General features: G+C 46.8%; 13 protein-coding genes and 2 pseudogenes. 7 read left to right on the forward strand and 8 right to left on the reverse strand.

Going from position 1 to position 20,085, the window contains the following annotated elements:
- The first annotated feature begins 28 nt into the window (after positions 1–28).
- The 5 genes and pseudogenes from RE628_RS03050 (at position 29) to RE628_RS03070 (ending at position 6,941) form a co-directional block, all read left to right on the forward strand.
- Positions 29–868, forward strand: a complete 840-nt coding sequence (locus RE628_RS03050; protein ID WP_309157358.1) for an energy-coupling factor transporter ATPase — start codon at positions 29–31, stop codon at positions 866–868.
- Complete coding sequence (locus tag RE628_RS03055) at positions 844–2,640, forward strand: ATP-binding cassette domain-containing protein (protein ID WP_309157359.1); 1,797 nt, start codon at positions 844–846, stop codon at positions 2,638–2,640. Before RE628_RS03050 ends, RE628_RS03055 begins: the two co-directional genes overlap by 25 nt.
- Positions 2,592–4,588 (forward strand): annotated as a pseudogene (locus RE628_RS03060) (peptidase U32 family protein). Before RE628_RS03055 ends, RE628_RS03060 begins: the two are co-directional and overlap by 49 nt.
- 125 nt (positions 4,589–4,713) lie before the next feature.
- The gene (locus RE628_RS03065) at positions 4,714–5,994 is read left to right on the forward strand and encodes an aspartate aminotransferase family protein (RefSeq protein WP_309157360.1); all 1,281 of its coding nucleotides are present in this window, start codon (positions 4,714–4,716) and stop codon (positions 5,992–5,994) included.
- Positions 5,995–6,068: 74 nt separating this feature from the next.
- Positions 6,069–6,941 (forward strand): UbiA-like polyprenyltransferase, encoded by an 873-nt coding sequence (locus tag RE628_RS03070; protein WP_309157361.1) that lies wholly within the window; start codon positions 6,069–6,071, stop codon positions 6,939–6,941.
- Between the two features lie 145 nt (positions 6,942–7,086).
- On the opposite strand, the pseudogene RE628_RS03075 reads toward RE628_RS03070, so the two are convergent.
- The 8 genes and pseudogenes from RE628_RS03075 to RE628_RS03110 all read right to left on the reverse strand — a co-directional run bounded on the left by RE628_RS03075 (position 7,087) and on the right by RE628_RS03110 (position 18,385).
- Positions 7,087–10,066 (reverse strand): annotated as a pseudogene (locus tag RE628_RS03075) (DEAD/DEAH box helicase).
- On the reverse strand, positions 10,063–10,545 hold the full coding sequence (locus RE628_RS03080; protein ID WP_309157362.1) for a hypothetical protein: 483 nt from the start codon (positions 10,543–10,545) through the stop codon (positions 10,063–10,065). The pseudogene RE628_RS03075 and the gene RE628_RS03080 overlap by 4 nt, the downstream one beginning before the upstream one ends.
- A gap of 26 nt (positions 10,546–10,571) precedes the next feature.
- The gene (locus RE628_RS03085) at positions 10,572–11,708 is read right to left on the reverse strand and encodes an SWIM zinc finger family protein (RefSeq protein ID WP_309157363.1); all 1,137 of its coding nucleotides are present in this window, start codon (positions 11,706–11,708) and stop codon (positions 10,572–10,574) included.
- A gap of 233 nt (positions 11,709–11,941) precedes the next feature.
- On the reverse strand, positions 11,942–12,922 hold the full coding sequence (locus RE628_RS03090) for a polyprenyl synthetase family protein (protein WP_309157364.1): 981 nt from the start codon (positions 12,920–12,922) through the stop codon (positions 11,942–11,944).
- Positions 12,923–12,980: 58 nt separating this feature from the next.
- Positions 12,981–13,430, reverse strand: a complete 450-nt coding sequence (locus RE628_RS03095) for a hypothetical protein (RefSeq protein ID WP_309157365.1) — start codon at positions 13,428–13,430, stop codon at positions 12,981–12,983.
- 331 nt (positions 13,431–13,761) lie between these two features.
- A complete protein-coding gene (locus tag RE628_RS03100) occupies positions 13,762–15,639 on the reverse strand; it encodes an NAD(P)/FAD-dependent oxidoreductase (RefSeq protein ID WP_309157366.1) in 1,878 nt (625 codons plus the stop codon).
- 55 nt (positions 15,640–15,694) lie between these two features.
- Positions 15,695–16,588: an FMN-binding protein gene (locus RE628_RS03105; protein ID WP_309157368.1), complete on the reverse strand. Its 894-nt coding sequence runs from the start codon at positions 16,586–16,588 to the stop codon at positions 15,695–15,697.
- Positions 16,589–16,942: 354 nt separating this feature from the next.
- Entirely contained in the window at positions 16,943–18,385 is a 1,443-nt protein-coding gene (locus tag RE628_RS03110) for a potassium/proton antiporter (protein WP_309157369.1), read from the reverse strand.
- Between the two features lie 126 nt (positions 18,386–18,511).
- On the opposite strand from RE628_RS03110, the gene RE628_RS03115 reads away from it, so the two are divergent.
- Entirely contained in the window at positions 18,512–19,198 is a 687-nt protein-coding gene (locus tag RE628_RS03115) for a hypothetical protein (RefSeq protein ID WP_309157370.1), read from the forward strand.
- The gene (locus tag RE628_RS03120) at positions 19,150–20,058 is read left to right on the forward strand and encodes an HD-GYP domain-containing protein (protein WP_309157371.1); all 909 of its coding nucleotides are present in this window, start codon (positions 19,150–19,152) and stop codon (positions 20,056–20,058) included. The genes RE628_RS03115 and RE628_RS03120 overlap by 49 nt, the downstream gene beginning before the upstream one ends.
- The last annotated feature ends 27 nt before the right edge of the window (positions 20,059–20,085 follow it).

Genomic DNA, 20,085 nt, shown 5'->3' on the forward strand with positions numbered 1-20,085 from the left:
TGAGAAGGTTGAAAAGGAGAAGAGTGAAATGGGAGACACAGTACTGGCTTATGAAATACAGCAGGTGTCCTTTGCCTATCATCCGCAGCAGCAAATTCTCGATAATATCGATCTGCGTATTACAGCAGGAAGCTGGGTGACTCTCGTTGGAGCCAATGGCAGCGGTAAGTCGACGCTCGCGAAATTGCTCGGCGGGCTACTTGCCGCAAACACCGGCAAAATTTATGTAGAAGGCACTGAACTTAACCAGGATACGATTACCCGCATTAGGCCACGAATTGGCATGGTGTTTCAGAATCCGGACAATCAGTTTATCGGTGCGACCGTAGAGGAGGATATCGCCTTCGGTCTAGAGGGGCGTTGCTTGCCTAGAGAAGAGATGGTGGAACGGGTAAGACGTTATGCTGAGAAATTAGAAATCGGTCATCTGTTGTCTAAGCACCCCGCGGAGCTATCCGGAGGGCAGAAACAACGGGTGGCCGTTGCTGCGATATTGGCCATGGAGCCGGGCATCGTTATTTTTGATGAAGCCTCGTCAATGCTCGATGAGAAGGCACGTGGGGAACTACAGTCTATCATGCGAGAAATGAGTAGAAGCGGCGAATATACGATCATCTCGATTACACATGACGCTGAGGAGATTCTTGCCTCTGACCGAGCGATCGTCCTAAAGGATGGGGGAATCGCAGCAGATGTAAGCCCGATGGAGCTGTTCGCTAATAAAGAGTTGCTAACCTCTTGTCGACTGACTGCCCCGTTTCGGGTACGACTGCTTCAGGAATTAGGCAGGCGGGGCATTACTCTCGAGCCTGGCAATGACATTGAGGAGGTGAGCGAGCAGCTATGGCAATTCATTTCGAGCAAGTAAGCTTCGCTTATGATGACCGTAGTCTATGGAGGCATGGCGCATTGGAGAATGTAAATATCCAGATTGCGCCCGGTAGCTTCGTAGGCATCGCGGGAATTACTGGCTCTGGCAAATCTACACTACTTCAGCATCTTAATGGGATATTGAAGCCTACCACGGGAAAAGTGAAAGTGCTAGATTTCACAATCGAGCCAGGAGACAAAGGGCCGCTGCGTGAACTACGGCGGCGTGTAGGACTTGTATTCCAATTCCCAGAACAGCAATTATTCGAGGACACGGTCGAGAAGGATCTCTGCTTCGGACCGCTCAACTTCGGGGTTCCGCTGGAGGAAGCGAAGGAGCGAGCCAGCCGGGCGTTGGCTCTACTGGGGCTGGATGATTCGTTCCTGCCGCGTAACCCATTTCATCTTAGCGGCGGGCAGATGCGCAAGGTGGCAATCGCCTCGATTCTTACGATGGAGCCGGATATCATCGCTCTGGATGAGCCGACGGCCACACTGGATCCGCAGAGTCGGGCCGAGCTTGCACAGCTTCTCTCTCGGTTGCAGCGTGAAGAGGGTAAGACGGTCATCGTCGTCACACATCGTATTGAAGAGATGCTGCCTTACGCAGAAGCCTGGATCGTTATGAAGGACGGCCAAACTATATTCCAGGGACCTCCGTCAGAACTGGCTCGTGAAGAGCGGCGTCTAACGGAGGCGGGACTCGCTCTTCCAGAGTGTATTCGCATCTGGAGCCAGATCGCATCCAGATTCGGTCTGGAGCATGAAGAGCCGTGCTTCAGCGCTGAGGCGATCGCCGAGCGGATAGCCGGGTTATTTAAGGCTCATCCGTCGCGGGAGGAGGGGCTGACGATGCGGGATAAGCTGTTATTTGGACGCTGTATCGATACGGGGTCTTCGATCCACCAGCTTGACCCACGAGCCAAGATTACAGGGATGATCCTCTATCTAATCGCGATCATCGCTGTTAATTCCTGGTGGATGCTGTTGCTTACAGCGGTCTTCTCGCTCGCGTACATGCTAGCGACGCGGATTCCACTGAAGTATTTTGTAAAAGCCGCCAAGCCACTGTGGGTACTTATGGTCTTTATCTTTATAGTCCAGAGCGTAACGATAGAGGGTGGAGATGTCGTTCTGCGGATTGGTAACTGGGCACTCTATACCGAAGGCTTGAAGAGCGGATTTATCGCCGCTGCGAGAATGGCACTGCTTGTGTCCTTCACGGCAATTCTTACGTTTACGACGACGCCGGGCTTGCTTAATCAGGGGCTGGATGGGGTGTTGAAGCCGTTGCAGAAGATAGGCATCAAAACTCAGCGTCTGACGCTAATGATGAGCATCTCACTGCGGTTCATACCGACCATTCTCGATGAGACACAGAAAATACTTAAAGCACAAGCGGCACGCGGTGCAGATATTAAAGAACTGCCATGGAAGGAGAAGGGGAAGCTGCTCTTATCCCTGCTCGTACCCGGTGACGGTCAGCGCGTTCCGTCGGGCAGAAGAATTAGTACTGTCGATGGAATCAAGAGGCTATATCGTCGGCGCACCTCGCTCAGAATATCATCTGCTTACGTGGCGGGCTCAGGATACCTTGTTTGTTCTGAGCTATGTACTTTTGGTTGCGGTCGTTCTGACATATCGATTTATATAAGAGGTTATTCAAAACCGGACTTTGTGAACATGCACTATAAACATATTAGGGCTGGAGGGGAAACGTCATGGCACGTTATTTTAATGGAAAAGAAGTTGAGTTACTTGCGCCGGTAGGGACGTTCGAAATTTTCAAGGAAGTGATTCAAGCAAATTGTGATGCGGTATATTTCGGGGACCGAGCTTGAACATGCGCCTGATGCGTAAAGGGTATAATTTTACACGGGAAGAGATTGTAGAGGCCACCAAGATCGCGCACTCATTAGGTAAAAAAGTGTACATTACCGTCAACAATCTGTTAAATGAGAACGAGCTTGATGAGGCGCGCGATTATTTGCAGTTCCTAGATAATGCCTGCCCGGATGGACTCATTGTCCAGGACTTCGCGATTCTGGAATTAATCAAAGAGATGAATCTATCGCTAGAGGTCCATTCCTCGATTATGATGAATGTGCACAATATCGAGATGGTGAAGGCGCTGCAAGATTTGGGAGTAACGCGAGTGGTTGCTTCCAGAGAGATGGATTTGCAAAATACTCGTTATCTCAACGCAGTGACGGGAATCGAGATCGAATATTTCGTACATGGCGATATGTGTTCGGTACATGGGGCGAACTGCTATTTCAGTTCCATGGTATTCGGAATGAGCAGTAACCGCGGTAAATGCATGAAGCCATGCCGGTGGGATTACCGCATCAAGAAGGACGGATACATCTATCCAGCTGAATATCCTCTGGCCGTCAAGGATATGTATATGTATGAGAACATCCCTGAATTGATTCATGGTGGAATTACTTCCTTCAAAATTGAGGGCCGCATGAGAGATACTGAATTCGTACTGATGCTGGTCAATGCTTACGGCGATGCGATTGATCGTTATATAGCTGACCCGATTGGGTTCGAACGGACACGGGATTCGAAGCTTCTCTTCGAGAATCGAAAGCGTGATTTCTCTACCGCATATGCATTCGGCACCCCTGGACTATCGAATATTAACAGGCGATATGAAGGAACCGGCAAATTCTACAGCACAGGCAAAGTATTCAGCACTCCTACTGCTGAGAGGGAGCTAAGTGAGAAGAGAGTGGCGGATATTCGCAGCAAGCTTGCAGAGGTCCGTAAACCGTCTACGACAGTAGCGGAAGTATCCGTTCATGTGAACAACGTAGCTCAGGCGAAAGCGGCCCTTGCGGCAGGTGCGGATCATATCTACTTGTCAGGTGATGTGTTTGAACCAGATCATGCGTTTACCAGAGTAGAAATTAATGAATTGGCTAACATCAAGGGCAAGGCGAAAATATATCTCTGCTTGCCACGTATGATGAATGAACTGCAATTCGAAATGTATGAAGGGCTTATCACTGGCGAACGGCTGCAGATCGATGGCATTATGGTTACAAATCTCGGTGCTATTCATAAATTTGCGAACGCAGGGTATCCGTTGATTGGTGACTTCAACCTAAATGTCTATAATCGCATCTCTGCTGAGTTCTACCATCGTCTCGGAGTAGAGCGACTAACTGCTTCGATGGAGTTACCGTTGAACGATCTGGCTGCAATATTGGATCATACGGAGCTGCCGATCGAGGCCATCGTGCATGGTTCTCCGGCAATGATGTATATGGAGCATGATCTGTATGAGAACACGGAGGTATACCAACCGATCGGTGAAGAAGAGAATCATTTCGTGGATAATAACATTCTTGTTATGAAGACAGATAAGGGTGAGAATCCGGTATATCGTGATGTATACGGTCGATGCCACTTGATGATGGCCAAAGAACTGAACCTCATGCCGGTTGTACGTGAACTGCTTGAAGCAGGGTTGTCTGTATTCCGAATCGAAGGTGCGACATACAAACCGGAGCAATTACAGAAGATTGTGAGTGCATATAAAGCCGCAATTGCTAATCCAGATACAGCAGTAGAACGCTTCGATGAGATGAATCCGGTATATGCTGGATATACACTGGGAGCGCTGCAGTTCGATGGCGGAGATATTGGCAAGAGTCGCGGACTGGAAGACACAGATTCGGAAGCGAAGAAGGAACCAGCGTCGGTTTAGAGCAACAACTTCAGAATATATGGGAAATTTTTCACAAATTTCATCGAATAATGCCAGATCAAAAGCACTTTTTGAACTACATCTTTTAGAAATCCGTGAGATTCAATCGGAAGGAGCATAATAATATGCATCAATATATCGGACCAGAAGGTATTCTGGACAAACGCGGACAGTATTTTTATCCTTGTACGGGCTATTTCTATCGCAATCCTCCGCAGATCGTTAAAGGAGAGATGCAATATCTATACGGACATGATGGCAAGCGATATACTGACTTTTTCGCAGGTGTCTCGGTCTGCGCTAGCGGACACTGCAATCCAGAGATTGCTGCACGTACCGCAGAGCAATTGAAGTCACTACAGCACACTTGTACGTTGTATCTGACCCAGCCGAATGTCGATCTCGCGGAGCGTCTGTCTGAAGTGCTTCCAGGGAAGCTGCGCAGAACCTTCTTCGTGAACAGCGGCTCGGAAGCTAATGAAGGTGCAATGCTGCTTGCACGTCTCTATACTGGGCGGAAGGGCTTCATTGCATTGGAGCAGGGCCTGCACGGTCGTACTTATTTGACGATGAGCGTAACTGGACTGAGCATGTGGCGGGCGGACCCGCAATTGGATGCAGAGGATGTAGCATTCATTCCTCGTCCGTATGAATATGGCGTTAGCCCCGATGAGGCGGCCCGTCGTTCCATCGACGCCTTGAAGGCCGTTCTGGCTGAGAAAGGGGATTCTATCGCTGCCATGCTCGTTGAACCAATCCAAGGGAATGGCGGAATTATCGTGCCACCAGACTGGTATTTCCCTGAAGTGAAGGCACTCTTGGAGCAATATGGCGTGCTCATGATCGATGATGAAATACAGACCGGGTTTGGACGTACCGGAGAGATGTTCGCTATGAGCCGCTGGGGAGTTGTACCGGACATTATAACAATGGCCAAAGCACTGGGTAGCGGTATTCCAATCGCCGCGTTTGCTTCTACGGATGAGATTGCCGCGAGCTTTACACGCCCATCTGCATCTACATTCGGAGGTAATCCAGTATCTTCTGTAACCGGTCTGGCCGTCCTCGATTATATCGAAGCAAATCATATGGCAGAGCATTCGACTAAGCTCGGTGAACAGCTTCTAGTAGGCCTGAAGCAGCTCGCTGAGCAGTATACGGAGATATCTGATGTGCGTGGAGCTGGTCTTATGATCGGGGCTGAGTTATGCGCCGATGATCCGGCACGCGGAGCCGTCTTAGTCGATGAGGTGCTTGAGGAAATGAAGGATCGCGGCTTCATTATTGGCAAGAATGGCGTAGGTCGCAACGTGTTGGCTTTCCAGCCGCCGCTTGTTATTACGGCGCAGGACGTTGAAGAAATGCTTAACGCATTGCGTTCTTCGCTGCGAATCGTGTTGGGCTAGAGTCAAGAACTATTCCATCTTGAACCGCTATGCTCATAAGCGTCAATGTGGAATATGAAGGAGAGTGACATACAATGGAGTACGCCAGAAAAATCGGCTCGAAGATTAAACTGTATGGGGAACTGGTTATGTTCTCGCATACTCTGTTCTCGTTGCCATTTGCGATTATCTCGATGATATGGGCCGCTGGAGGGCTTCCTTCCGGCCGTATCATGCTCTGGGGGCTGATCGCACTAGTCGCTGCGAGGAACGGAGCAAATGCCTTCAATCGCGTCGTGGATCGTGTCTTTGATGAGCAGAATCCGAGGACGGCTCATCGTCATCTGCCGAGACGGTTGCTTGACGCTAAGGAAGTTCTTATCTTCGTTGCCGTCAATTATGCGATATTTATTTTTGCCGCCGCGATGCTAAATCTGCTTTGCTTTATTTTATCACCGGTAGCAATCTTTTTGATCTCATCCTATTCGTATACGAAACGGTTTACCTTCCTGAGCCATCTGTACTTAGGTTTTACAATTGCTTCGGCGCCGATAGGAGCCTGGTTCGCTGTAACCGGGAAGTTTGCCTTTACGCCGTTTATTCTCGGCACGATCGTAATGCTATGGATAGCTGGCTTCGACATCATATATGGATCGCAAGATATCGATTTTGACCGCAGCCATGGACTATGGTCCATACCAAGCTTCTTCGGATTAAAGAATGGACTGCGGATTGCGGCAGGCCTCCATTCCATAATGGTACTGCTGCTCGTAGTCTTAATTCCGATTCGTCATTTAGGCTGGCTGTACATGTTAGGTATCATTATTGCAATAGCCCTACTGATGGTAGAGCATAAAATTATCAAGCCGTCGAACCGGAAGCGGATGAACGTCGCCTCGTACAATTTGAATCAGGTTATCAGTATGGTTATTCTGTTCTGTACGGTGGCTGACTTTTATTTGCTGTAGGGTATATTTATTGAACTAATGACACAGGTCCGGTGGAAACTTTGGGCGAAATAATGATTGCAACGAATAGACCGGAAACGGTAAAGAGCAGATCAAGGATAATCTCCTATGATCTGCTCTTTGGCGTACGAGTCACATGATGTCATCAGACAAAATCACGACGTAATGTGAACAGGTCTTTGAGTGCTTCGGTTGATAATTCGGTGATCCAGCTTTCCGTGCTGGATATCACATTGTCACTGAGCTGCTGTTTGTTCTCGAGCATCTCATCAATGCGCTCTTCAAGCGTACCAAGGGAGATGAACTTGTGCACCTGTACATCTTTGGTCTGACCCATCCGATAAGCGCGGTCGGTAGCCTGATTCTCCACAGCCGGATTCCACCAACGGTCGAAGTGGAAGACATGATTCGCAGCCGTAAGATTAAGGCCTACGCCCCCTGCTTTAATCGAAAGTATAAATACGCTGGGCTGTTCATCAGGCGGCAAGGTTTGAGATTGGAACTGATCAATCATCCGGTCACGTGCCGTTTTTGACGTACTACCATTCAGGTAGAGCACAGGTTCTCCTAGCTCTTGCATAAGAACATGCTTCAGTATTTCTCCCATACCAATATACTGTGTAAAGATCAGGCAACGCTCGCCTTCATCTCGCAGCTCTTTGACCATTTCGAGCAAGCGCTCCAGTTTGGACGAACGGTTGATTAACATCTCGGTTACTAAAGAGCTATCCTCTTGTTTTCCTTGTGAATCCGGTAAGAAATCCTTCGTTAACAATACCGGATGATCGCAAAGTTGCTTTAGATGGGTGAGAGTCGCTAGAATAGCTCCTTTTCTTTCGATCCCCTTTAGCTCTTTCATTTTACTCATTAAGTTGTTAACGGTTTGATCATAAAGTGCACTTTGTTCACCTGTAAGCTGAATATAGGTTTTCATTTCATTCTTGTCAGGCAAATCGAGCTGGATCGCGGGATCTTTCTTCTTACGGCGAAGCATAAATGGCTTCACTAATTTCTGAAGATTGCTTGTGCGCTGCTCATCGTGATCTTTTTCAATCGCCTGAATGAACCGGGTATTAAACGCCCGTGCACTTCCCAAATAACCCGGGTTAATGAAGTCATAGAGAGACCACAGCTCTGAAAAGCCGGTTCTCTATCGGTGTTCCCGTAAGCACAATCCGATGTTTGGCTGGGAAACTACGAACCGCAGTAGATTGCTTCGTTTGGGCATTTTTGATGTTTTGGGCTTCGTCAAGGCATAGTGAGTCCCATGTAAATTCCTTTAGTAGTTCTTGATCAAGTGTTGCGGTGGCATAGGAGGTTATGATGACATCCGCTTGCTTGATCTCCTCTTGAAATACCTCTTCGTTAGAGCGCCCACTACCATAATGGAGTCTGACTCGAAGTGAAGGGGCAAATCGGTTTAATTCCTTCTGCCAGTTACCGAGTACCGAAGTAGGACAGATTAAGAGAGAAGGGACCCTTGTATCTCCATCGGTGCGGTTCTCTTGCAGGTGCAATAAATAAGCAATAAACTGTACCGTCTTACCAAGCCCCATGTCATCTGCAAGGCAGGCTCCTAGACCAAAGCGCCGCAAAAAGGCTAGCCAGGAATAACCATCATATTGATAAGTCCGTAGATCTGCTTGTAATTTACTTGGAACAGGGAGCTTTGGCCACTCCGTTTGTCGTCCAAGCTGGCTCATGAGTTTGATCAGATGTTCATTGAGCTCCACCCCAAGCTGGATACGTTGCGAGGTTTCTTCTTCCTCTTCCTCTGGTTGGTCAGTTGATCGTCCGCTACTGGACGGATTACTACTCTCCAGTAGGTGGAGATGTAGAATATCCTGAAAGGATAATCCCTGTGAGCTATCCACGCCATCCATAGCTTGGCGAATTTGTGCCAGTAGGGCTGGATCAAGCGGGATCCATTGTCCTCTAAACTGAACTAAGCGTTCATTGCGAGCGACGAGCTCGGCAAACTCAGCTTCAGTAAGCTGAGTCTCACCAATAGCAATGCGCCAGTCGAATTGAATAATAGAATTCAGCCCGAAAAATGAGTTACCTTTGCTCCCTTGTTGATCATCGCTTCCTTCGTCCGCGCGAACCTTAGCTCGCAGCTTTGGCTTCTTGCGGCTAGCTGCTTCCCACCAGGCCGGAAGCAACACCTGCCAGCCTGCCTCAAGCAGACGGCGGCTGTCTACCGTTAAGAACTGCCAAGCCGCCTCATCGGACAGCGGCTTGCTGAGAACATCCTGCATGTGCCCGACCCATTGCTCCCTGGGGAGACTTGCACGCAAATGCTCTAACCATCCAGCGGAACGCTCCTTAATATGACTAGACCAAGAATCCGGCCATTGACCAGATACATGTCCATCTTCGGCAAGTCGAACTGACATAAGTACCGAGGGATCGAACTTATCCTGTAGTACCAGCTTAAGACGCCAAATGGGCTCTTCATCGTCTGGTTCCAGCAGTTGCAATAGGGGACGGAAGGGTGCAGTATCTGCTCTCCAACCAATGGAAATAAGCCATGCTTGCTCATTTAAGCCTTGGACAGCACTATTCTTAGTAAATAGCATCGGATATTCGCTTCGTAAATCTGAAGCTGCTATTTCTGTTCCATAGTAGCGGTGTGAGACGGTAGATGAGAAAGCAGCGCTTAATCCATCGTAATCACTAGGAAGGCTGCTATCCATGTTCTCTAAAGCGGATTTAGCCTTAGCATTCAATGTTTTCTTGTCCCAAGTCCACTGTAGCTTTCCTTTCTGGAAAGCTGATAAGCTAGGAATAAATTTCTTCTCTTCAATGCATGTATTCAAAGTCGAGACAAGCTGAATCAGTTGCGAGGCTTCCTCGTCCCATATCCATTCAATATGATTCAGTAGTTTACGGTCAGCCAAGAAGGGTAGGACGTATTCGGATGGAAGAACAATAACTTCAACCTCTTGGACCTGTTGAATCTCCAATTCAGTACCATAGAAAGAAGCTTCATGCCAGGCGAACAATCGTTGTTTCAAGTACAATCCAGGTACATAACTGTTACTCTGAGTTGATCCGTAAATAAGAGCATCTCCGTAAGCGCTGAGACTGATATGGACTGTGATGGCTTCTGTATTGTGGCTCATGATATCAGTTTCCCCTTTCGCAGCTCCTCTTGCAGTGCGCGTAGCCGACTATGGCGGCTGGCGAATGCGGTGATGAACTGCTCCCAGCGTTCCTCTTGCTTCAGTCTCTTGTAGAGCTTGGACAATCTTTTCAATAGCTTAACAGCGGCTTTATAGCTAGCTCTATTCTTGAGCAGAATATATCTTTCAACAGCCTGATGATAAAAAGGCAGGAGCAGTTCTGGGGCATTTTTGTCTATAGGCTGCATCACGCTGACACGAAAATCTAAGGGTTCCTTGCCAATGCTTAGCTGATAATCCATCCATTGCTGCCATTTACAGTGGGTAAGTAAAGCTTCTTCATATATGTTCTTCGAATAAGGCAGCATATCGACAAGGCTGTTCCACAGATGCTGCTCAGCATCAGGAAAGTGTTGAATCACCTTGTCCCAACAAGCCACATACTCTTTTAGATGCTCTTCCCGAAGACTACTTAACATCGGCCCGATGTTGATGAGCCAATCCTTTAGCCGAGGCCACTGTTCAGTTGAAGACAGGACATGTAAGAAATGAAGTAATCTCCCGGGGGGATGATCGCTCCTTTGTTGGCCTGTTGCAGTAGTTCCCAAGCCGGCCCATCTTGAGCTAAATAGAAGTACATTTGGCATTGGGCTAACAACCAGGGAAGTTTGGAAAGTGTGGTTCCGAGTTCAGATTGAGCTGATTTTAAATGTTCTAGCTCCGTCGTATACAACGTCTCATCTTGCAAATTCGGGTGGATCCACTGCAACCAGAGCTGATCATAGATTTCAGAGAAGTATCGGAGATTCTTAGATTCCACCAACATATGACTGCGTAAGTAATTTATTGTCTCTCTCATACGAGGCCACTGCTCAGGCTCAGCCGGAATCATAAGCGTGCTGCGTAATATACGTTGAACTTCTTCGTGCATATCATCAGCGGCAACCTGTGTGTGATACCCGATGAAAATATCTTTATGAGTTCCTGAATTCTGTAAGGGATGTACTAGTCTCTCAAGCACAAATAGGCGCGCATGAAGTTTAAATAGCTGCTCTACAACAGGTGAAAGCTGAGGCTGCAAGTTGTTGATTGAAGCCAAAGCATTCTTAGCAAACCCCGCATTTGGGCTATTGAATCCAATTGGAGACACGCTCTGCTTAAATAATTCATGCCATTCTTTGATGCTCATAGAAGGTATCCGGCTGGCCTGCTCCCGCAATTTAGCTTGAGCTTCCATGTTATGGTCTATGATCTGTGAGCTGGTAGCATGATGTGTTGAAGATATCGTTGTCTGCTTAAACATCGCCGTTGAATTAGCATTAACGATGGCATGGACGGACCGCCCCTGTTGGCTGACGTAATTAAGCAGAACGGCAATCATATGCTTACAGTAGTTCGGAACAGGGCATGTACAACGGCTTTCGGATAAGGAGTCCAGATTGAGCGTGACGCGGTATTTATCTTCATCATTGCCTTCGACAAGGCCTTCAATTTGCTCGGGATTAGATATTTTCACAGGCTGGACACGCTCTTGTTTATAATATTGAAATCCACGCTTTATCGTAAGGTCATTGAAGCTTTCTCCGACCTTCTGAATGAGTATTTGCCACTGTGTATCATCAAGTGTATATTTTAAGTTCATATTATTCTCCTAAGGGAGTGTCGTGTAAATATAGATATTATCTAATTTAACATATCTGAAGTACCTAAAGGAACGGAAGTCGGGGCACCCACTTCCAGGTCGAAATGAATTATGCCTGTGAGAAAAGCTCCCATCATTGTAGCAGTAGAAGTTTTGTTTTTCTACTATCTACTATGATGGGAGCATATCAGTACTCAGCTTCTTTTCTATTTTAATGGAGCGTTCACCTGGGATTAACGATCACGGCCACCGAAGTAGTGGAGCAGTACGCGCAGATCCTTGTGAGCTGGAAAGTCGCTTAATTGATCGATCAGGGCTGCGGCCTCGTCCAGGTAGCCATTGCTTAACTGCTCAGTCTTGGCGAGCGCATCGGACTCCTGAATGGCTGTGATGATGGGATCGATCAGGTGAGGTGGAGTCTCTGCTGAGACCGCTCTAATCATCGGAGCCAGAGATTCATTCTGAAGCGCGAATAGTACCGGGAGTGTAACTTGACCATGGCGTAGATCGCTTCCAGCGGGCTTTCCTAATTTATCAGATGATTGCGTGAAGTCGAGAATATCATCACGAATTTGGAAGGAGATTCCGAGCTTCTCTCCGAAGCTGTAGAGCATATCTGCGGTAGCATCATTCGCTCCTGCGGCGAGAGCACCGATCCGAAGACAGGCGGCCATAAGCTGCGCCGTTTTATTCTTCGATTTCTCAATGTATTCCTCGACGGTAACATCATAATCATACAGATGAGTCAATTGTTGATATTCACCTATGCATAGCTGAGTCGTAACTAAGGAGGACAGATCGTAAGCATACCGCTCTCGTTCTGCAGAATATGTAGAGATTAACTCCACAACTCGTGCCGACATATAATTGCCAACATGCAGCGCCTCATTGACGCCGAGTTTAACGTGAAGCGCAGGCTGACCACGCCTTAGCGGTGAATTATCGATGATATCATCGTGGATTAATGAAGCGGCATGAATGAACTCAGCTGCTGCTGCCAGTTGCCAGATCTTGCGTTTATCTTGAGGTTTGCCGAACCGACTGCCGACGATAACCATCAAAGGACGAAGCCGCTTGCCGCCGGACCGTATTTGGTCGATAATGCTCTGAGCTAGCTTTGAGGAGCGTGGAACGTCATTGTCGTATTTGACGATGTTCTGAATCTCACGGTCTACCGCCCGTAGCGAGATATCTAATGCCTGATCAAGATTCATGTTGGCTCTCTCCTCTGACTAAAATACTTCCTGTCGTAGCAAGGAGGACAACCAGAGATTATATCGCTTGGATCGCCCGAGCACAATTCCCTTCGAGCTGCAGGAACCATTCCCAGCCTTCGATCAATAGCGTATCTTTGGGATTTCCTTCTACATGTTTGATTTGAATCCGCTTAACAATGGGGGCCAGATGGGTGAGAAGGTCTTGTTCATCCCATTTCAGGCATAATTGGACATATAGACTGTATAGATAGTCGCCGTTCAGCACTTTACGTGTAAGCATTTCGCCGGTACAGCCGTTAGAGGCTGCATGGCTCTGAAGAGCGAGCTTGATTGCGATGTAAATAGACAAGTGACGCTGCTTGCGGACAGGAGTGAGATCGTACTGATTCAGAACTCTGACCATAGGCAGGATGTCTTCTTGCCGTAATTCGAGGTGAATGCCAGTTTCGGGTGAAATTTCACCCTGCAACAAAAGACAAGCATCTTGAACGAGCTTCGTTTCCATAGGGCACACTCCTTAAAGAGGTAGTTCAAAAAGTCCAATCTTCTCGGTGCTAATGGCCTCTTTGAACACTCACTTAAATAGCAGGTAAGATTGCAGGGAGCCTGACACCGACTTGGTATATTCTTGCTTGAAATTATGATTGGAGAAATTATAACGGCAATATCATTTCATGTAAGTAAACTAAACACTTAAAAAGGTAATTATACAGAGAAATGCTATGATCGGTTATGGTAATCCACAAAATAAATCGATGTTAAAAATTAGAGTAATGTACGGCAGGCGCACATTACTCTAATACAAACTATTGCTTGCTATTGCTTATTAAGAAAGATCAGTCCGTATATAGATACCATCTACGAACCAGCGGAACCTTCTTCCATTGTTTCTTAAGCCATGGGAGAACGTAGTAATCCAGACCGAACATGCTGCCGGATCCACCGATCAGAGCAACGCCTGCGGTCATGTACCAGAGCATCTCTGTCGAAGCCATGCTGGAGGACCAGATCATGACGCCCAGACCGACTGTAAACGCCGACGATACTGCGGTGAACAGACCAAGAATGAGGCAAACACCAATTGCAAGCTCTGCAAACACCATGAAGAATTGGAATACAGTTGCCAGCGCGGTAAAACCGCCATCCGAAGTATAGAAGAAAATATCCATGAACCAGTTCACGATACTCTTGATAAAACCTGGTACAGGCAAAGCTGTTACCGCGGTTGAAGCACTCTCTACAGCGGATGCTGCGGATTGAGCATCTACCGTTTGCGTTACTGCACCTGCTGCTTCACTTGCTGCAGATACTGCGTCGCCAGCCTTAGACGAAGCAGGGATCAAGAAGATATTATTCGGATCCTTAAAGATCTTAGGTAACTTGTCGATACCTTCTTGCAACCATTTGTAACCAACGAAGATACGCAACGGCACGAGCCAGAAATTCGGCGACCGCTTAGCGAAATGTCCACCTACGAAGCTTCTGTTGTTCTTCACATGGAAGAATTCATGCATCATATATGTCCATACTTTGTTAAATCCGCATACGGTGAACAGATAGTACATATTAATCAAGTGCTTGCAGAACATAGCCATGAATCCGCTGACCATGAACATTTTGTTAGGCATACCCACATTCGCTACGCCGTAACGGCTGCCGATACATACCATCGTACCATGGAATCCTGGCTTGTAGGATTTCTTCGGCTTGTTATGCACCTCAGCATGAATGTTGTGAGCAATAATTGGTGCAGCTTGCTCGGCGTTCTCAACCATTTGTGGTACAGGACGAGTTTCGCCTTCTGGAATATAGAAGATATTATCCCCAACAATGTAGACATTCTCATGATCCACACTTTGAAGCTTGTCGTTCGTGACGATCCGTTTACGACCTTCTTGCTTAACATCAAGTTTGCCAACGAGTTCAGAACCTTCGACACCTGCAGTCCATACGATCGTGTCTGCTTCAAGCTCTTTGTCGCCTAGAACAACACTGGATGGCTTTACACCTGTGATTTTAGCGCTTGTTATGATATCAACATTCATCTTATTCAGACGTTTAGCGGCTTTGTCGATCAGCTTATCTGGTAAGATAGGCAGAATCTTCGGAGCCATATCGGCAACGGTAAGCTTAACTTCGCTAGGATCAATGAAGAATTCCTTGCAGAGCTCATCGCGGAACTCAGCCAACTCACCGATCAATTCCACACCGGTAAATCCGGCACCAACAACGATGAAGGAGAGCATTTTTTTCCGTTTGGCTGCATTCGTCTCTTTAGCAGCTTCGCTGAACATACGGCGAACTTGATCTTTCAGACGAACAGCATCCTCATAGGACCACAATGTGAGGGAATGCTCTTCAGCACCTGGAATGCCGAAGAATGTAGGCTTACAACCAGTACCGATAACGAGATAGTCGTATTTGTAGGTGTTGTTAGCCGAATGGAGCTGTTTAGCATTGAAATCGATGCTGTCGATGGAATCGAGCACAACATCTACTTTTTGACCTTGGAAGATCTTCTTAAGCTCAATCTTAACTGAATCTTCAGGAGCGCGGTTTGCTGCAACTTCATGCAATTCAGTCAGTAGAGTGTGGTAAGGATTGCGATCGATCAGTTGGATCTCAACATCTTTATCTTTCTTGAACAGTTTGGCAAGATGCTTTGATGTCGTAACGCCGCCGTAACCGCCGCCTAGAACGACAATTTTCTTCAAAAGGGTCACCTTCTTATATTAATAATAATCGCGCAAGGCGAATTGTTTCATTGCCTTATTTCGCTTGTTCAAGCGCTTTGTTGGCCAAATCGTAGAACGATTGAACAGAGATCGATACACCGGAGATCGCATCGGTCTTGCCTTCTTCGTTAAATTTCAGAGCGGAAGAATCTTGGTTTTCAACGAGATATTGTTCAGCTTTTGCAGCTTCTTCATCCCAGCCAGCTTGAGCGCCTGCAGCTTTAATATCGTATTTGCCATCTTTTACAGCTTGTTTCTTGTCTTCGCCAGCTTCATTTACGCCACTGAAGTTAGCTTTTACGATCTTACCTGCGGCTACAACGATATCAACTGTATCTTTCCAGCCAGTTTTTCCGAAAGCGTCGCCTTCAGCATGGTAAGTTCCATCTTTGTAAGGACCTACTTCAACTGGACCTGCATCAAGAGCTGCTTTGGCCAGGTTAACGAAATCGCCAACGTGGATAGATACGCCGGATACTGCGTCAGTTTTACCTTCATTGTCCAAAGTAACTGCCGCTGGATCTTGTTTCTCAATCAGGAATTTATCAAGTGCTTCAGCTTGTTCATGCCATTCGGAAGAAGCGCCGCCAGCTTTCATGCCGTATTTGCCTTCTTTGGAATAAGTGATCTTGTCTACAGGAGCGTTTTCGCTAATTCCATTCCATTCTACATCCGTAATTTTACCGCCGGATACAGTCAGGGTCATAATGGATTGCCAACCGGAATTCGCATCAACTTCACCTTTAGCGAAGTATACGCCATCTTTATAAGTACCTGCTTCTGCATTACTGTTTGTGCCGCTGTTTGTACTGCTGTTTGTTGTGTTGCCTGCGGTATTACCGCCTTCATTCTTGCTGTTAGAACCACAGCCTGCAAGGAGTCCGAGCAACAATACGCTGCTAAGCAAGATAATAGAAGCTTTTTTCATGTTAATGACCTCCAGTTTGTATTTAACTTTTTAATAATGAAGCTTTGGGATTGGGTGTCCCATGGCTTAGTGAATGTAATCACAAAAGCTTTGTTCGATGGAATTTTAGCATATAAACATACGTTGCAATGTGAAAAATGTCACTCTGTGTGTGACATAAAACATCCCCTTGTACATGGGCAAAATCAGATATTCCGCGGTATTGAGCGATTGGAAACGATTACTTCGATTTTAAATAATTTTTTAATTTATTTTTGAAATATTTATTATTTTTTAATGTTGTAGTATTGTCCTTCATTTATATAGAAGCTTCCCGGATTCCAGGTTTCATATTCTAGGTTACGTATTCCAATCTTATATGAAAATTTGCTTGATTTTCTCACGCTGCGTTTTTGGACCAAGTACATATAGCGTATCACCCGCTTGAATGGTTGTATTACCACGGGGGGTTACAATCTGCTCGCCGCGAATAACTGCGGTGACAAGCGCCTCCTTAGGCAGATCAAGTTCCTGTAGCTCTTTGCCAACGACACTCATATCCGGGAGAACAAATAAATGGTTGATCTCCGATTTCGTCTTGCCCAGTGCGACGAGTTCGACCAGGGAGTGACGCGGCTTCTTCGTTGTATCGGTGAGACCAAGTCTTTGGGCTAATGGAGAGATCGTAGCCCCTTGAATGACTGCTGATGTAAGTACGACGAAGAAGACGACATTGAAGTATAACGGCCCATTCGGTAGCCCGCTCATCAGTGGATAGGTAGCGAGTACGATCGGAACGGCTCCGCGCAACCCAGACCAAGACAGTAGTATTTTCTCTTTAAAAGGGAGTCTGGTGAAGAGTGTGCTGATAAATACTCCGATCGGACGGGCGACGAACATGAGCAGCATAGAGAGGGCAAGGCCGGGCAGTACAATCGTTGGTAGTTGACTTGGAAATACGAGTAGTCCGAGTAAAGTGAACATCGTAATTTGCATGATCCAGCCAAAACCTTCATTAAATTGCAGAATTGACTGCTGATGGGTCAGATCGCTATTGCCCAACACCAGGGCCATGACATAAACGGCAAGAAGCCCGCTTCCGTGAAGTAGGGCAGTGACACCGTACGTCAGAATCGAGAAGGCGATAGCCATAACCGGATAGAGACCGGAAGAATTGAAATTGATGTTGTTGATTGCCTTCACAGCGATCCATCCGAACAGGAGACCTAATACTAGCCCGAATCCCATATCACGGATGAAGTTGAAGATAAGCGGTAGAATCGCGTGATTAGGCTGTTGAATCCATTCGATCAGTGTTACGGTTAGAAAGACAGCCATCGGATCATTGCTACCAGACTCTGCCTCTAGCGTCGAAGAGATGCGTTCTTTGACATTTTTACCGCTAAGCACAGAAAATACCGCAGCAGCATCTGTTGAACCGACGATGGCGCCAAACAGCAGCGCTTCTGCCAGGGACAAATCGAGAATATACATTGCGCAGATCCCAATGACTACAGTAGTTATAATGACGCCTACTGTTGCTAGTGACAATGCGGTTGGGATAATGGGTTTGATCGTCTGGAATTTCGTCTGCATTCCGCCTTTCAGCAAAATGACGATCAAGGCGAAGGTTCCGACCAATTGCGCCAAGAACGCATTGTCGAAATAGATGAATCGATTGAGAACCATTCCTGCAGCAATGAAGAATACGAGTGCGGGCAAGCCAAAGCGGGATGAGAATTTGGTTGCGAATACACCGATAAGCAACAGGCTGGCCAATAGAATCACGATGGAATTTGTCATAGTTGTTAAATCCATAGCCTGCCTCCATAATTTAATTAGTACGTACTGTATTATTATACAAAGCATTTTTTTTATTTGCATACAGTTATGAAAAGTTGACCCTATTCTGCCGATAAATAAGGAAGAAGATGGTAAGTACACATGGAAGGAATGAATGTTCCCTTGACGATATATAAGACATTCGTCTCTCGTCTTCTGATCATGTACGCACTAAGTACTGGGTTAGCCATCGCGACTGTTGGTGGGTTAATGATATTTATGCCGTTCAGTCTTGATCGTCAGGAGCATCATATCATCATAGGCATTTTGGTCATTTCGATATGTATTATGCTTATCTTGGAATGGCTTGTCTTCAAACTTCAACTTAAGCCGATTAGAATGGCTTTTCTTGAAGGAGTGGAGAGCTACCAATCCTATCAGAGTGTCTATTTTCGCACGCATCGCTTCCCGGAGTTTGCCGCAAAACGCATCCTTGGCCCTCATTTATTCGGCTTAATGCTGCCTATGGTCGCGTTGACACTGTTATTCATCCATATGGGGAGACTATCGATTCCCTATTACTACATCGTGCTGGTATTCTTTACTGGGGTACTGATCGTCTGCATGCTCACGCTTATCGAATTTTATTTGACCTATTATTTTATCCGTCCGGTGTTATTAGAGCTATCTACTCGGTCTCATGCACAATTCGGTAAGGAATTATCACTCGGAGGCAGGGTATTCATCCCGCTGAAACTTAAACTCAGATGGAGCTTCTTTCTAATGGGGGCTTTCCCGTATTGCTCTACAGTCTGTCCCTGCAATTCGGAACAGAGGGATGGGAATTAGGCAGAGTGACCTCTTGGTATTGGGCGATTGGGGTACTATCGGTAGGGCTAGGGTATTCGTTTATCGGTTCTAGATTGCTTGCGCGCGAAATTGTCATGCCAATCCAACATTTATATGAGCGAATGTCTGATGTGCAAATCGGATATATGCAGACGAGTGCCAGCGATCTCTTCTCGGATGAATTCTCTCGCCTCATATGGGGATTCAATCATATGCTGCGCGGAATCAATGTGCAGCATGCACGGAACAATCAGCTAGTGGAGAGTTATTTCGCAACGTTAGCCGCTGCGCTTGATGCGAGGGATCCGTATACGGCGGGACACTCCTTACGTGTAGCGGATTATGCGGTATTGATCGGTAAGCTTGCCAAACTGCGTGAAGAGGAGCTTAATGAACTGCGTAAATCGGCGCTATTGCATGATATAGGGAAGATTGGGATTCGTGATTCCGTTTTATTAAAAGAGGGCAAGCTAACTGATGAAGAATGGGTGCAGGTTAAGGATCATCCAGTGCTTGGAGAGACGATATTGAGACAAATCGAGCCTGCTAGCTTCATGGCCTCGATTCTGCCGGGAGTAAGATCACATCATGAACGATATGATGGCAGAGGATACCCCGATGGTCTTCAAGGAGAAGACATCCCTCTGTTCGGAAGGATCATCGCGGTTGCAGATGCCTTCGATGCGATGACTTCGGATCGTCCATATCGTGCAGGATTGGACAGACAGAAGGCGTTAGTTATCCTGGATGAAGGTCGGGGAACGCAGTGGGACCCTTATTTTGTCGCTCTGTTCGTCGAGCACATGCAAAAAGACGGCTTTGATGAACAAAATCTCGATATACGAAGAACAAGTCCTTAGAAGATAAGGACTTGTTCTTTGTATATT

The organism is Paenibacillus sp. D2_2, assembly GCF_031199965.1.
GTDB lineage: Bacteria > Bacillota > Bacilli > Paenibacillales > Paenibacillaceae > Fontibacillus.